Origin of the sequence: Streptomyces sp. WM6386 (assembly GCF_000972385.1) — a bacterium.
In the GTDB taxonomy this organism is placed as follows: domain Bacteria; phylum Actinomycetota; class Actinomycetes; order Streptomycetales; family Streptomycetaceae; genus Streptomyces.
On the sequence record NZ_JXTE01000042.1, the window covers coordinates 61,683 to 76,591 of the forward strand.

14 protein-coding genes are annotated in these 14,909 nt (G+C 70.8%); 6 read left to right on the forward strand and 8 right to left on the reverse strand.

The genetic code is table 11. From position 1 onward, the window contains the following. Positions 1-18 precede the first annotated feature (18 nt). From TN53_RS24805 to TN53_RS24815, 3 genes are read left to right on the forward strand one after another with little or no spacing between them, the layout of a single operon-like run. A complete protein-coding gene (locus TN53_RS24805; protein WP_046260838.1) occupies positions 19-780 on the forward strand; it encodes a VWA domain-containing protein in 762 nt (253 codons plus the stop codon). Positions 781-783: 3 nt separating this feature from the next. Beyond that, on the forward strand, positions 784-1,575 hold the full coding sequence (locus tag TN53_RS24810; protein WP_046260839.1) for a PP2C family serine/threonine-protein phosphatase: 792 nt from the start codon (positions 784-786) through the stop codon (positions 1,573-1,575). Continuing rightward, positions 1,572-2,744 carry a hypothetical protein gene (locus TN53_RS24815; RefSeq protein WP_046260840.1) on the forward strand — a complete coding sequence of 391 codons (1,173 nt, stop codon included), beginning with the start codon at positions 1,572-1,574 and terminating at the stop codon, positions 2,742-2,744. The genes TN53_RS24810 and TN53_RS24815 overlap by 4 nt, the downstream gene beginning before the upstream one ends. A gap of 210 nt (positions 2,745-2,954) precedes the next feature. Here TN53_RS24815 and TN53_RS24820 read toward each other — a convergent pair whose 3' ends face one another. The 6 genes from TN53_RS24820 to TN53_RS24845 all read right to left on the reverse strand — a co-directional run bounded on the left by TN53_RS24820 (position 2,955) and on the right by TN53_RS24845 (position 9,320). After that, complete coding sequence (locus TN53_RS24820; RefSeq protein WP_046260841.1) at positions 2,955-3,548, reverse strand: hypothetical protein; 594 nt, start codon at positions 3,546-3,548, stop codon at positions 2,955-2,957. Continuing rightward, positions 3,535-5,070: a substrate-binding and vWA domain-containing protein gene (locus TN53_RS24825; protein ID WP_046260842.1), complete on the reverse strand. Its 1,536-nt coding sequence runs from the start codon at positions 5,068-5,070 to the stop codon at positions 3,535-3,537. Before TN53_RS24825 ends, TN53_RS24820 begins: the two co-directional genes overlap by 14 nt. Beyond that, positions 5,067-6,281 (reverse strand): toxic anion resistance protein, encoded by a 1,215-nt coding sequence (locus TN53_RS24830; protein WP_046260843.1) that lies wholly within the window; start codon positions 6,279-6,281, stop codon positions 5,067-5,069. The genes TN53_RS24825 and TN53_RS24830 overlap by 4 nt, the downstream gene beginning before the upstream one ends. 13 nt (positions 6,282-6,294) lie before the next feature. Next, positions 6,295-7,359, reverse strand: coding sequence for a hypothetical protein (locus TN53_RS24835; protein ID WP_046260844.1), 1,065 nt, complete (start codon positions 7,357-7,359; stop codon positions 6,295-6,297). Positions 7,360-7,591: 232 nt separating this feature from the next. Then, complete coding sequence (locus TN53_RS24840; protein ID WP_046260845.1) at positions 7,592-8,032, reverse strand: hypothetical protein; 441 nt, start codon at positions 8,030-8,032, stop codon at positions 7,592-7,594. A gap of 76 nt (positions 8,033-8,108) precedes the next feature. After that, positions 8,109-9,320, reverse strand: coding sequence for a pyridoxal phosphate-dependent aminotransferase (locus TN53_RS24845; protein WP_046260846.1), 1,212 nt, complete (start codon positions 9,318-9,320; stop codon positions 8,109-8,111). 126 nt (positions 9,321-9,446) lie between these two features. Between TN53_RS24845 and TN53_RS24850 the strand changes: the two genes are divergently transcribed. After that, positions 9,447-10,088, forward strand: coding sequence for a hypothetical protein (locus TN53_RS24850; RefSeq protein ID WP_046260847.1), 642 nt, complete (start codon positions 9,447-9,449; stop codon positions 10,086-10,088). A gap of 178 nt (positions 10,089-10,266) precedes the next feature. Then, positions 10,267-11,199: a S1 family peptidase gene (locus tag TN53_RS24855; protein ID WP_046260848.1), complete on the forward strand. Its 933-nt coding sequence runs from the start codon at positions 10,267-10,269 to the stop codon at positions 11,197-11,199. Here the strand turns inward: TN53_RS24855 and TN53_RS24860 are convergent, their stop codons facing one another. Continuing rightward, positions 11,200-12,819 carry an N-acyl-D-amino-acid deacylase family protein gene (locus tag TN53_RS24860; RefSeq protein WP_046260849.1) on the reverse strand — a complete coding sequence of 540 codons (1,620 nt, stop codon included), beginning with the start codon at positions 12,817-12,819 and terminating at the stop codon, positions 11,200-11,202. A 14-nt stretch (positions 12,820-12,833) separates the two neighbouring features. Beyond that, on the reverse strand, positions 12,834-14,111 hold the full coding sequence (locus TN53_RS24865) for an amino acid deaminase (protein ID WP_046260850.1): 1,278 nt from the start codon (positions 14,109-14,111) through the stop codon (positions 12,834-12,836). A gap of 179 nt (positions 14,112-14,290) precedes the next feature. On the opposite strand from TN53_RS24865, the gene TN53_RS24870 reads away from it, so the two are divergent. After that, a partial coding sequence (locus TN53_RS24870; RefSeq protein ID WP_234441700.1) for a sugar kinase occupies positions 14,291-14,909 on the forward strand: 619 nt, incomplete at its 3' end.

The following is a 14,909-nucleotide window of genomic DNA, read 5'->3' on the forward strand; positions in this document are numbered from 1 at the left end:
CTCCACCAGGAGACGCCCATGTCCAGCGAATACCCGCCCACGCTGCCGGCGGAGTACGCCGACATCGAGTTCGAGAACAACGCACAGCGGCTGCCGCTGGTCCTGTGCCTCGACACCTCCAGCTCCATGGCGGGCCCGCCGATCCAGACGCTCAACAACGCGCTCGTGGAGTGGACGCGTGAACTGCACGACGACGTGGCCCTCAGCTACAGCGTCGAGGTCGCCGTCGTCACCTTCGGCGGACAGGGGGTCGCCGCCTGGCGGGGTCCGCAACCCCTCGCCCCCGGCGCCCCCGTGAGCCCGTTCGTGCCCGCGCACATGTTCCGCCCGCCGCAGCTCGGCGCCGCGGGCGTGACGCTGATGACGGAGGCCCTGGAGCTGTCGATGCACATCGTCGCCGCCCGCAAGGCCGAACTGCGCGCCTCCGGACTCCAGTACTACCGCCCGCAGATCTGCCTGGTCACCGACGGCATCCCGACCGACGCCACCGGCCGCCGCACCGACTCCTGGCACCGGCTGGTCCCGGTGCTCGCCGAGGAACAGCAGGCCCGCCGCTTCAGGCTGTACGCGATCGGCGTCGGCGGCATCACCGACACCGGCGAGCAGGTCCTGCGGGCGTTCGCCCCGAAGTTCAACGCCACCATCCACGGCTTCCCGTTCCGCGAACTGCTCCAGATGATGTCCGCCAGCGCCAACGCCGAACAGAAGGGCGCGGGCGACGAGGTCTTCGAGAAGATCTTCAGCCAGTTCAAGACCCAGCGCCCCGCCTGGGAGAGCTGAGCGATGGGCAGGGCCGACTGGCGGATCCACGGCATGAGCGTCGAGGGCTACCGGCACCGCCGGGACGGTCTGCCCTGCCAGGACGCCTGCGCCCACATCACGGAGGGACCGGTCGCCGTGCTCGCCGTCGCGGACGGCGCCGGCAGCCGGCCACGCTCCGACGAGGGCTCGCGGCTCGCCGTGGAGCTGGCCGCCGAGCACTTCGTACGACGGGCCGGCGAGGCCGTCCACAGTCCGCCCGGCAAGGCCGTGCACGACCTGCTCGCGGACGCCTTCCACGAGATCACCATGGCGTTCCTGGACACCACGGGAGCGGCGGCCGCGGACTTCGCCACCACCCTCACCGTCGTCGTCCTGGCCCCGGACTGGCTCGGCCATCTCACCGTCGGCGACGGCTTCGTCGTCCTGCGCGCCGGAGCCGAGGACGGCGAACCGCAGTTCCATGTGCTGCCGCAGGCCGCGGACGCCAGCGAGTACAGCAACGAGACGGTCTTTCTCACCTCGCCCGACGCGGCCCGCTGGATGCGCACCGACTGTGTGTGCGACCCGGGGATCGACGGCGTCCTGCTCTCCACCGACGGACTCGCCCAGGCCGCGCTCTCCCGCACCGGCGGCGGCACCCCGACCCCCAACGCCTCCTTCGCGGACGCCGTCTTCCGCTCCCTCGACGGCCCCGGACCGGTGTCCGACTCCGCGCACGACAACCTGGCCGCACTGCTCAGGTCGGACCGGCTGACCGCGCTCAACGCCGACGACAAGACACTGCTGCGGGCCGTGCGCAAGGCGCGGCCATGAGCGGCCGGGTGGTCCACCTGGACGGGAAACCGGTCGTCCTCGCCGAGCAGCCCCTGAAGGGCGGCGGACAGGCGGCCGTCTTCCCCGTCGAGGGCGACCACGCAACCGTCGTCAAGCTCTACCGCGACCCACCGGGCCCCGACCAGGAGCGCCGACTGGCCCGCATGCTGACCATGTCCCCCCTCGCCGCCCGCCCCACCGACCGCTCCCAGCCTCCCGAACTGGCCTGGCCCACCGCGATGGCCCGCAGCCCCGAGGGCGCGTTCCTCGGCTACGCCATGCACCGGTTCGGCGAGCCCGAACACGTCCAGCTGGTCGGGCTGTTCACCCGCGCCCAGCGCCTCAGGCTCTTCCCCCAGGCCGACTGGCGCTTCCTGGTCGGCGTCTCCTGGAACCTCGCCTTCATGACCGCGCGCATGCACCACGACCACCTCGTCATCGGCGACTTCTCCAGCAGCAACGTGGTCGTCGACGCCAACGGCTTCGTCACCTTCCTCGACTGCGACTCCATCGCTTTCACCGACCCGGTGACGGGCGAGCCGTTCCCGTGCCTGATGCACACCACCGACTACTCCGCCCCCGAGCGGCAGGCCGGCGGCCCCGCCACCCGCTCCAGCGACGACTTCGCCCTCGCCGTCCTCGTCTACCAGCTCCTCACGGCGGGCAACCACCCCTTCGGGGGCGTTCCGCACGAGAGCACCTCCGAGTCGACCGTCAAGGACAACATCGCCGCCAGCTGCTCCTACGTCGTGCGCCCCGAGCAGGTCGTCATCCCGCGCGGCACCATCGACCCGTCCGTCCTCCCGCCCGACCTGCTCACCCTCTCCCGCGCCGCCTTCGGCCCCGGCGTCCACGCCCCCGCCGCCCGCCCGCCGGCGGAGGCATGGCTGCGCGCCCTCGACAAGCAGCGCGCACAGATACGGGTGTGCCAGGCACGTCCGCTGCACGCCTACGGCGCCCATCTGCCGGACTGCCCCTGGTGCGTACGGGCGCTCCACACCGGCCACGACGTGTTCAACGGCCCCCGCCCGGTCCCACTGCCGCCCCCGCCACCGCTGCCGCAACCGGCGTCGGCCGGCTCCCGGTTCGGCGCGCTGAAGGTGGCGGTTCTGCTGATCGTGCTGCTGCTGATCATCTTCGTCGCGGCGATGCTTCAGGACGGGCTCTGAGCGCGACACCCCAAGGGGCGCGGGGCTGTGTCAATTTGCGGCTGCCGCCGCGATGGGGGTCCACCCGCTCTGGGGGTCCCCCCAGGTCCTTAAGGCTCTGGGGGAGAAGTCGAGAGTGGGGAAACGACCAGCCACAACGGCGCCGCAGTCGAGCGACGGCCCATCGCGGCCCCGCGGCGGAGCCGCAATTCGGCACAGCCGGCGGAGCGCTCAGTTCGCCCGGTCCTCCAGATACCGCGTGTGCGACTCCTGTCGCCGCGCCTCCGTCTCGCGCAGCGCCGCGGCCAGCGCCTCGGCCTCCTCCTGGAGGAGCGTGAGCTGCCGCTCCAGGTGCCGTTCCGGTGCCTCCTGGCCCGGTGCGAGCCGCGTCCACCAGCGGGTGCGTACGAAGGTGTCGACGGCCTCGGGGACGTCCTGCCGTACCGCCCGGGACAGCGTGTGCACGCCCTCCGGATCGTGCGCGAGCAGCTCGGTCGACCAGCCGGGATCGAGCAACGCGCCCAGCAGCTCGGTGAGTTCGGTGAGCCGGCCGGCCGCGGCGGGCGGCAGTTCGATCTCCGCCAGATACGTCTGGAGGGTCTCGAAGTCGCCGCGCAGGGCGTCCAGTCGGGCGGAGGCGTCCGGGAAGTCCGGCAGCTGCGGCCGCTCCGGCGGGGCGATCAGCGCGCCCGCGCCGTACAGCCCCACGACGACGACGGGCCAGTACGGGCCCGCCACCCCCGCGAAGGTCAGCCCCAGCCCGGCGATCCCGCACACGCTGCCCGTGATGTTCTTCCGGGACTCGAGGTACTCACTGATAGCCACGGATCTCCTCGAAGGCGCCGTCCAGCGAGCCCTGCCGGGCGTCGAAGAGGCGGCCGCCGGTCAGTTCGGCGATGTGCTCCAGCTCCCCACGGTCGGAGTCGCCGAAGAGGATGGGGAAGACGGGGATCTCCCGCTGCGCGGGGTCGAGCAGGGCGTGGAACCCCTCGAACCGCGCCGCGGAGCTGCCCGTCGTGTTCTCGCCGTCCGTCATCAGCACGATCGACGTGAACATGTCCCGGTCGGTGCGGAGTTCGTCGTACGCCTTCTCCAGCGAGGTGTAGATCGCGGTGTCGCCCTCGGCGGTGAGCGCGCCGATGTCCGCACGGACGGCTGCGATGCCGGAGCGGGGATCCGGATCCATCGCGTAGCGCCGCACGTCCTTCACCTGCGACCCGAACGGCATCAGGGTGACCTCCTCGCGGCCCCGGAAACGGCCGCTGACGTTGGTGAGCGCCTTCTTCAGCTGCGCCAGCCGCTCGCCCTCCATCGAGCCCGAGGTGTCGAGGACGTACACGGTCTGCGAGGGACGGCGCAGCTCGTTGTCGTAGGAGTCGAGCAGTCCGTCGGCGACCGATCGGCTGCCCGGGAAGGGCAGTTCACGTCGCCGGCTCTGGTCGAGGCCGGACGCGGGCGGTACGGAGGCGACGACCGGGCGGCGATGGGTGCGCTCGGTGATCTCGCGCTGCACCTTCGGTGTGCGCAGGGCTTCCGCCAGCCGGCGGACATCGTCACGGCGCGCGGCATCGGCCGAGGCGAGCGAGGAGAGCGGGTAGTCGGCGGTCACGACGCCGTCGCGGGGGCGGATCACGGTCAGGCCCGGGATGCCCTTCAGGACGGACTCGTAGTTGATGAGCGCGTCGACGTTCCCGCGCCGCTTGTACGCCGATGCCAGCCAGCCCGAAGACCCCGAGGTCAGCTTCTGCCCCTGGAAGAACTCCTTCAGCCGGGGCGTCGCCTTCTCGACATCCGCGTCCGTGAGGGCGGACTGGGCCCCGGAGAGCGCCGAGGCCACGGAGATCAGCGCGGAGAAACCGGAGTTGGAGGAGCCCGGATCGGTCATGCCGTACGTCAGTCCGTCGTCCCGCACGGCCTGCGCGACCTGCGCCCACGTGACGTCGTCGGGCTTCCAGCCCAGCTCCCGCAGGGCGGCCGGCCGCACGCCGAGGGCGACCGGGCTGGACATGACCGGCGTCTCCGACACCACCCTGCGGGCGGCCTCCGGACGCAGCCGCAGAGAGTCGTTGGAGGACAGCCACACGGCCTGGTACTGCTGGTCGGCCGCGCCCTTGGCGAGCACGTCAGCGGCTTCCAGGGTGCCCATGTAGAACAGCTTGACGTCGACACCGATGTCCGCGCCGACGCGTTCGACGATCGGCTCCATGTCGCGCAGTTCACTGGAGGCGAGGATCCACAGGTGGCCGTCCGCCCGCTTCGTCTCCTTCTTCGTTTCCTTCTCGGTCGTACAGCCCGCTCCCGCGAGCAGGGCGACCACGGCGAGGACGAAAGCCAGTGCCCGTCTCATCCGAGTCCCCCTTCCAGCGCGCCCTGCGACCGGCTGCGCTCCAGGTACGCGGAGGCGTGCTGGAGTTCGGAGGTCAGGGACTCCACGGTGGACGCCATCACCTCGGTCGCCTGCACCTTGTAGGTGTCGATGGCGTCCAGGGTCCGATAGATCTGCTGGAACGCCGTCCGCAGGGTCTCCGCGCCCACGGCCGGGTCGGCGGCGATGCGCTGGATCTCCCCGCTCTGCGTGGCGAGCATCTCCGCGTTGCCCCGGATGAGGTCCTCGGTCGTGCCGCGCAACGCGTTGACCTGCTCGATGACCTTCTTCTGGTTGTCGAGCGCGGAGGCCAGCATCACGGAGATCCGCAGCGCCGACACCGTGGTCGTGGCCGCACGGTCGACGCCCTTGATCAGCTCCTCGTTGTTGCGGCGTACGACGTCCATGGCGAGGTAGCCCTGGGCGCACACCGCGAGCTGGGTGAGCAGGTCCTGGTGCTTCTGCCGGACCGGGAAGAGCACGTCGGCGCGGAGCGAGTCGGCCGCCCCGGGGTCGCCGACCCGGGCGATGTGCTGCTCGACCGCCGTGTCCAGGGCCTCGGTGAGGACGACGTACTCCTGGAGCTTGCCCATGCTCTCCCAGAGCCGGACCCGCTCGGTCTGCAACGCGGCGTTGTCGCGGCGCAGTTCGTCCTGCCCGCCGCGCAGCGAGCCCACGATCTTGTTGAGGGTCCCCTGCGCGGAGGAGTACTTGGCGACGTAGTCGCGGACCTTGTTGCCACCGGGCAGCCGGGACAGGAACTTCCGTCCCTTGGCGGCCGGCAGATCACGCGGGTCCAGGTCCTCGACGACCCGCCGCAGTTCCACGAGCGAGCCCGCGACGTGCGACTGGGCGTCCCCGCCCGTGTCGGGCAGGCTGCGGATGGTCCGCTCCAGCATGCGGTTGGACTGCGCGGCCGCGGCACGCATCTCGCCGGCGCCGAGCCCGGTGATCTCACCGACCTTGCCCGCGAACTCGGGCGAGCGGGCGTCGAGGGCGGCGAGCCCCGCGACATAGTCGGCCGCCTTCTGCGCCATGCCGGCCCGGATGCTCTCGTCGACGGGGACGAGCCCGCCGGCCTTCTCCCGCGGCACGGGTGCCACGGCCTCGGGCGGGGTGAGCGTGAAGACGTCGTCCCCGCTGAGGGTGTGCTGTCGACTGCTGTTCTGGCTGGTGTTGTTGAAGCCGCTCATACGATCCCCCCGTTCATCCCCGCGCCCGTCGCGCCAGCTCGTGCAGCACCGTGGCGGTGGGCACGGGCGCCTGGCGGACGCCGGTCAGCTGCTGCTTGAGATAAGTGCCGGCCGAGGCGAACTCGGCGGCCGCGCCCTGCGGTCGGAACCCGTGCCGGACCTCCAGCTTGCGCAACTCGGGGTCCGTGGAGAGGAGTTCGGCGAGCGCCCGGCCGTTCTCGGTCAGCGGTACGACGGTGTGGTCGCTGTTGACCGTGGTGTCCGGGTAGAGGACGACCAGGTCGTCCGGCTGCTGTCCGTCCGCCAGGAGCGAGGCGACCTGCGACTCGTAGACGAGGACGAGCGGGTTGCCGGCCCCGCTGACGAAGTCCCTGAACGCCGCGTCCGTGCTGGTCTGCTGGGCGCCCTGCACGCTGATCAGCTTGCGCAGCAGGGGAGTTGCCTTCCCGACCTCGGCGTCACTGGCGACGACCTTGCCGCCGTTGCCGACATAGGAGGCGGCGGCGAGATAGAGGGCGCCGGAGTTGGAGGACTCCGGGTCGGTGCTGGCGAGGTAGAGCGTGCCGCTCAACTCCCCGTACTTCGCGGCCCCCTTGAGCTGCTGCCAGGTGCGGTCCTCGCGGGCCGCGTCGAGATAGGCGGCCATGCTGAGCGTGCCGCGGTGTTCGGCGTCCAGCGTGGCGAGCCCGTTGCCCGCGAGCACCTCGGCGGCGCTCTTGTGCGCCACGACGACGAGGGGCGAGTAGAAGGGGCGGGGGAGTGTCCCCGACACCTTGTACTTCGCGGCGAGTTCGACGGCCGGCGCCTGACTGGAGGGAAGGGCGAAGTCGTACCCCTTGAGGTCCAGCCCTTCCATGGCCCAGGACCCGGAGGTCTCGGCCTTCACGGTGAACCCCTTGGCGGCCAGGGCCTTCACCACATCCGGATCGGCGAAGAACTCCGCCTTCTCCGATCCGATCACTCCTCGCACGGTCTTCGTTGCCGTGCTCTTGTCCCCGGTGTCCCGGCCCGCCGCGACGGCTACCACCACTCCGCCGATCAGTAGGACCGCGAGGACGATTCCGATGATTCGTCTCACACAGGCAGAGTGCTCGCGGAACCCAACATTCCCCGGCGCGGAGGGTGAACGGGGGGTGTCATACCCACTCCAGTACTGCAACGCGCCCCGAAGGGGCGCGGGGAACCGCGCGAGCAACCACGGACAACCCGCAGTTGCCGGACGATCGGAAGCCCTACGGCGAAACGCACTGTTTATGGCTCCTGGTCCGCGCGTCTCTGCGGGTGCACGCGGACCAGGGCCGTTCCGGGGATCAGCCGGCCGCGGTCAACTCACGCGGCTCGGCCAGCGCAGCGGCATGCGCATCCATGCGTTCCGCGGCCAGAATCGCCGCCGCCGTGTCCGCACGCGACGCCGCCACCACCAGCGCCCGCCCCGCGAGGGCATGCGCCCGTCGATGCAGGGACGCGAGCCGACCGTCGCCCCCGCCGGAGGCGGAGACGCGGGCCGGCGTGCTGCCACCGCGCAAACGCGTCACCTGCTCGACCAGCCGCTCCGCGGCCGCGTCGAGGTCGGCCGACGGCGAAGCCGAACGCAGTTCGTCCGTCACCGCCAGCAGGGCCGCCAGATGCCCCGCGAGCTGGAACTCCAGCTCCTCCTCGCGGGTCCGGTGCGGAAAGTCGGACATGGTGCCGGCCATCGTGCTGTGGGCGGACCCCTTGCGGGAAGAGGGGGCGCGGATCGGTTCGTACATGGGATGGCCTCCTGTGCTGTCAGGAAGTCATCCTAGCTTAGATTCAGTCTAAAGTTGAGCGGCGGGGCGGATTCGCCTACGGCTGGCTGTAGCCGTCCAGGAAGTTCCCGATCCGTGTCACCGCGTCCCGCAGATCACGGGCCGTCGGCAGTGTCACGACCCGGAAGTGATCGGGCTCGCTCCAGTTGAAGCCGGTGCCCTGGACGACCATGATCTTCTCGCGCCGCAGCAGGTCAAGGACCATCTGCCGGTCGTCCTTGATCTTGAAGACCTTGGGGTCGAGCCGCGGGAAGAGATAGAGCGCACCCTTCGGCTTCACACAGCTCACGCCCGGGATCTGGGTCAGCAGTTCGTAGGCCACGTCCCGCTGCTCGCGCAGTCGCCCGCCCGGCAGCACCAGGTCGTTGATGGTCTGGCGCCCGCTGAGCGCGGCCACGACTCCGTGCTGACCCGGCATGTTCGCGCACAGGCGCATGTTCGCGAGGATGGTGAGGCCCTCGATGTAGGAGTCCGCGTGCGCGCGCGGACCGGAGATCGACATCCAGCCGACCCGGTAGCCCGCGACCCGGTACGCCTTCGACATGCCGTTGAAGGTGAGGGTCAGCAGGTCGGGGGCGACGGACGCGGTCGGGATGTGCGTGGCGCCGTCGTAGAGGATCTTGTCGTAGATCTCGTCGGAGCAGACCAGCAGGTTGTGGCGGCGGGCGATGTCGGTCAGGCCCTGGATCATCGCCGCGTCGTACACCGCGCCCGTGGGGTTGTTCGGGTTGATGATCACGATCGCCTTGGTGCGGTCGGTGACCTTCCGCTCGATGTCCGCGAGGTCCGGCATCCAGTCGGACTGCTCGTCGCAGCGGTAGTGGACGGCGGTGCCGCCGGAGAGGGAGACCGCGGCGGTCCACAGCGGGTAGTCCGGGGACGGGACGAGGACCTCGTCGCCGTCGTCCAGCAGGGCCTGCATCGCCATCACGATCAGCTCGGAGACGCCGTTGCCGACGAAGACGTGCTCGACGTCGGTCTCGATGCCGAGGGTCTGGTTGTGCATGACGACGGCCCGCCGCGCGGCCAGCAGGCCCTTGGCGTCGCCGTAGCCGTGGGCCGAGGAGACGTTGCGGAGGATGTCCTCGAGGATCTCCGGGGGGCACTCGAAGCCGAACGCGGCCGGGTTTCCGGTGTTGAGCTTGAGGATGCGGTGGCCCGCCGCCTCAAGCCGCATGGCCTCCTCGAGAACCGGGCCCCGGATCTCGTAACAGACGTTGGCGAGCTTGGTCGACTGGATCACCTGCATGTCAGGGAGCTTACGGCGGGGTAACGCTCCGTGGGCCGTGTTTTCCACCACGCGAGACGGTGCGGTTTGGGTGGTTATAGCCGTCGGCTGTCCCACGGACCCCGCCCGTCCCTACAATCCGCGGCCATGTCCAGCCCAGACGAGTACGGAAACGGGACACACGGCGCGCGCGGCCCCCAGGGTCCGCCGAACGTGTACCACCCGCGGACCGAGCCGCCCCCGCCGTACGAGGAGTACGCCGACCCGGCGGTCGCGCACGGCTGGCAGAACGCCTACGACGAGACGGCCGAGCTGCCACGGGTCCCGCCCCGGCGCTCCCGTTCCCGCTCCCGCCGCAAGCCGAGCCCCTGGCGCTCGCGACGGGTGACGGTCGCGGCCGGCGCGGTGGGCGCCGTGTCGGCCGCGCTGATCGCCGGGTTCGCCTTCTCGGGAGGCGGGTCGGCGCCGGGTGACGCCGAGGGCAAGCACGGCCGTACGGGACCGTCGGCGGCCGACCGCTCCACCGGGCCCGGCGAGGGCGGCACCGCGACCGGCTCGGACCGGACCGGGTCGCCGGACGCCGGCGCGCCCTCCTCGGGGACCGCCGCCTCCAGCGCCTCCCCGTCTCCCTCCGCGGAGAAGCCGAAGGAGTCGAAGGAGCCGAAGGAGTCGGGGCAACCCTCGGGCGTCTCCTCCACCCCGTCGCCGACCGCCACCGCGAGCCAGTCCGCCCCGGGCAACGCCAACGGCAAGGGGCGCGGGCAGGGGAGTACGAAAGGGCCCAAGTAGCCGTCGTGCTGGGTAGGTTGCCCTTGCCGAACACGGAGTGTGCGTTTCGGCCAGGTCGCATGATCAGGCTTGACACAACTTCTTGCCCGATTGCCCACCCCTCTTCACAATGCGCATGACAAACTCACGGACGGCCGGAAGATTTCCGGTCGTCCAAGTCGCAAGAGGGGACCCCCACATGAGAAAGCCTCTCGTCGCCGCACTCAGTGTCCTGGCGCTCGCCGGGATGGGTACGGCACCCGCGGTCGCCGCCGAACCCTCGGCCGCGGGCGTCGGCAAGAGCGTGGACACGGACACGGTCACGTCGGTCGTGCACGACCTGGTCACGTCCACCACGTCGGCCGTCAAGCAGGCCACGTCGCCGTCGCCCACGCTCCAGGCCGTGACGCTCGCCGGGACCGTCTCGCTCAGCAACTGTTCCGGTTCGGTCATCCGCTTCCCGAACTCCCTGGACACCGACCCGGCCCTGGTGCTCAGCAACGGCCACTGCCTGACCTCCGGCTTCCCGGAGCCCGGCGAGGTCATCACCAACCAGGCCTCCACCCGGACCTTCGGCCTGCTCAACTCCTCCGGCTCCCGGGTCGCGACGCTGCGCGCGAGCAAGCTCGCCTACGCGACGATGACCGACACGGACGTCTCGATCTACCAGCTCACCAGCACGTACGCGACGATCAAGAGCTCGTACAACATCTCCCCGCTGACCGTCCAGGACACCCACCCGACCGCCGGCACCGCCATCACCGTGGCCTCCGGCTACTGGAAGACGCTCTACAACTGCAACATCGACGGGTTCGCGTACCGTCTGAAGGAGGGCGACTGGACCTGGAAGGACTCGGTCCGTTACACCTCCGCCTGCAACACCATCGGCGGCACCTCCGGCTCGCCGGTGATCGACCAGGCCACCGGCAAGGTCGTCGCCGTCAACAACACCGGCAACGAGGACGGCGAGTCCTGCACGGTCAACAACCCGTGCGAGGTCAGCGAGACCGGCGCCGTCACCGTCCGCCAGGGCATCAACTACGCCCAGGAGATCTACAACATCCCGGCCTGCTTCACGACCCGCAACCAGCTCAACCTGAGCGCGAGCACCTGCACGCTGCCCAAGCCGTAGTCATTCACGGGTGGCGTTCCGTCGTACGGGACTACGACGGATCGCCCGCCCCGCCAGTACGTCCGTCCGCCGGCCGTCCTCCATGACGAACCGGCCGTCGACCAGGACGTACGGAATCCCGGTCGGCAACCGGCGCGGCTCCTGGAACGTCGACCCCGCCGCCACCGTTCGCGGATCGAAGAGCACCAGGTCGGCGCGGTACCCCTCACGCACCAGCCCACGGTCCGGCAGGCGCAGTCGTGCTGCCGGGCGCCCGGTCAGATGGGCCACGCACTCCTCCAGGGACAGCACCCCCAACTCCCTGACGTACCGGCCGAGATAGTGCGGGAAGGTGCCGTACGCGCGTGGGTGCGGCTTCGTTCCCCGCAGGATGCCGTCCGAGCCGCCGGTGTGGACCGGGTGGCGCATGATCTGCCGGACGTTCTCCTCGTGGCCCACGTGCTGGAGGATCGTGGGGGCGAGGTGGTCGTCGAGGAGCAGGCGGCGCGCGGTCGTCCAGCCGTCGAGGCGGCGGCCGACGTGGTCGGCCAGCGAGGGGTTCGTGACACCTGAGATCTCGATCGTGTCCCACTCCATCGGCACTCCGTGGCAGCCGTCCGAGCCGATGACTTCGAGGTGGTGGCGGATGCGCTCGGCGGTCTCGTCGTCCGCCAGCCTCCGGAGGATCTCCTGCGGGCCGCCCTCGCTCGCCCAACTCGGCAGCATCGCCACGAGAGTGGTGCAGCCGGGGGTGTAGGGGTAGGTGTCGAGGGTGATGTCGGCCCCGGACTCCAGGGCCTTGTCCAGCAGCTCGATCAGTTCCGGCGCCCGGCCCTTGTTCACGCCGAAGTTCATGGTGGCGTGGGCGAGGTGGAGGGAGCAGCCCGCCTCCCGGGTCAGGGCGACCATCTCCGCGTACGCATCGAGGGCCCCCGCCCCGTACGAGCGGTGGTGCGGGCAGTAGTAGCCGCCGTACGACGCCACCACCCGGCACAGCTCGGTGAGTTCGGCGTCCTTGGCGTACATGCCGGGCGTGTAGGTGAGCCCCGACGACATGCCCACCGCGCCCTGCTCCATGCCCTCGGCGACCAACTGCCGCATCCGGTCGAGCTCCTGAGGGGTCGCTTCCCGGTCCTTCCAGCCGACGGCCAGCATGCGGACGGTGCCCTGGGGGATCAGATAGGCCGCGTTGACGGCGATACCGCGGCCTTCGAAACCGGAGTCCAGACGGTCGAGGTACTCGCCCACCGACCGCCAGTCGAAGTCGATGTCGTCGCCGTACCCGTTCCAGCCGGTGATGGCGCGGCGGACCTCGGCGAGCGTGCGGTCGTCGACGGGGGCGTACGACAGCCCGTCCTGGCCCAGGACTTCGAGCGTGACCCCCTGTGCGGCCTTGGCGCTGTGGTCGGGGTCGCGCAGGAGGGCGAGGTCGCTGTGGGCGTGCATGTCGATGAAGCCGGGGGAGAGAACGAGCCCCTCCGCGTCCAACTCGCGTCGGGCCGTCGGGCGTTGGCACCCGGCGTCGGCCGCCTCCTTGACGATCGAGACGATCCGGCCGCCGTCGATCACGACGTCCGCGCGGTACGAGGGCGCACCGCTGCCGTCCACGACGTCCGCGTCCCGGATGACGAGCTCTTCCATCAGCGACAGCCCCCTCAGAAGTAGGTGCGGATGTAGTCGACGACCGTGCCGTCCGCCTCGGCCACCGGGATCAGCTGCCACTTGTCGAAGGACGTGCACGGATGGGACAGCCCCAGGCCCAGCCAGTCACCGACCTCCAGATCGGCCTCGGGCCCGGTGCGCAGCCAGGCGTGCTGGTCGGACAGGCCGGTCACCTCGATGCCGTCCGCCGGGCGCTCCACGCCCTCCCGCCGTACGACCTGGGCGAACGGCAGATGGAGGTCGTAGGCCGCGTCCCGCTTGCCCGCGTTGACGAAGGCCTGCTCGGGGGAGGGCCGGGAGACGACCTGCGCCCACAGCCGGAACGCCGGTTCCAGGGCGCCCTCCTCCGGGACCCGGTTGAAGGGGGTGATCTTCCGGTAGTGGCCGTCGTCGTGCGAGACGTACGCGCCGGAGCGAAGCAACTTCAGTACGGGAAGGGAGAGTTCGGGGATCTCCGCGAACACGTCGGCGACGGCGTCGAACCAGGCGCTGCCGCCCGCACTGACGACGACCTCGTCCGTCCCGCCGAACCGCCCCTCCTTGTCGAACGCGACCGCGAGGGAGACGAGCCGCCGCAGCCAGGCGTGCACGCGCTCGGGGTCGGCGTCCGGGACCTCCCCCTCGTACCCCGCGACACCGACGAGCCGCAGGGTCGGTACGGCGGCCACGGCGTCGGCCACGGCGGCGCACTCGGCCTCCGTGCGGACCCCGGTACGGGCGCCGTCGCCGGCGGCGAGCTCCACGACCACGTCGAGGGGGCGGGCGGCTCCGCGCAGGGCCGCGTCCATGAGCTCGATGCCGCGCACGGAGTCGACGTAGCAGATGAGACGGAAGTCGGGGTCGGCGTCGAGCTCGGCGGAGATCCACCGGAGCGCGGCCGGGTCGACGAGTTCGTTGGCGAGGAAGACGCGCCGCGTCCCGAAGGCCCGGGCGACGCGGACCTGGTGGGGTACGGCGAGGGTGATGCCCCACGCCCCGTGCTCGATCTGCCGCTGGAACAGCTGGGGTGCCATGGAGGTCTTGCCGTGCGGGGCGAACGCGAGTCCGTGCCGTGCGGAGTACGTCTCCATGAGCCGCAGGTTGTGCTCCAGGCGCTCGGCGGAGAGGGCCAGGACGGGGGTCGCGAAGCCGTCGGTGAAGAGGTTGCGGCGCTGGGCGGCGAGCTCGGCGACGGTGAGGTCGTCGGCGTCCGGGGGGAGGCCCTTGAAGCGGTGGTCGACACGGTCCTCTGCGAGGCGGGCGAGCGCTTCGGAGGGGCTGTCGGCTGTCATGGAGCCTCCCTGATCTGGTGCGTTGCGCTTACTGCAACGTCCATTGCGTATATCGCTTACTGCTGTCTAACATCTCGGCCAACGCAGGGTCAATGGACCCCCATGACCGAGCCCGAGGAGCTACGACCATCGTGACCAACGCCCCCGACATCGTGGATGTCGTCGCGCTCGGCGAGTCCATGGTCACGTTCCTGCCCACCCGGCCCGGCCGCCTCGCCGATGTGCCGTCGTTCGAGCGGGGGATCGGGGGTGCGGAGTCGAACGTGGCCTGTGGACTGGCTGCCGCGGGGCACTCCGTGCGGTGGGTGAGCCGGGTGGGCGCGGACGGCTTCGGTGACCATCTGGTGGCGACGATCGGTTCGTACGGCGTGGACGTGTCGGCCGTACGTCGTGATCAGGCGCGGCCGACGGGCGTGTACTTCCGTACGGCGGGGGAGCGCGGGACGGACGCGCACGAGGTCGCCTACTACCGGGCAGGGTCGGCGGCGTCGGCGATGTCTGCGGAGAACGTGGACTTGGAGGCGGTGCGGGCGGGGCGGGTGCTGCATCTGACGGGGATCACCGCGGCGCTCTCCTCGGGCTGCGTGGAGCTGCTGCGCGAGCTTCTGACACCCGGGGCGGATCGCCCCCTCATCTCCCTCGACGTGAACCACCGGCCCGACCTGTGGAGGGGTGCCGAGGGGGCGGGGGTGGTGCTGGAACTGGCACGCCGGGCGGATGTGGTGTTCGTGGGGGAGGACGAGGCGGAGGAGACGTGGGGGGTGACCGGTGGCCCGTCGGCGATCCGGGAGCTGCTGC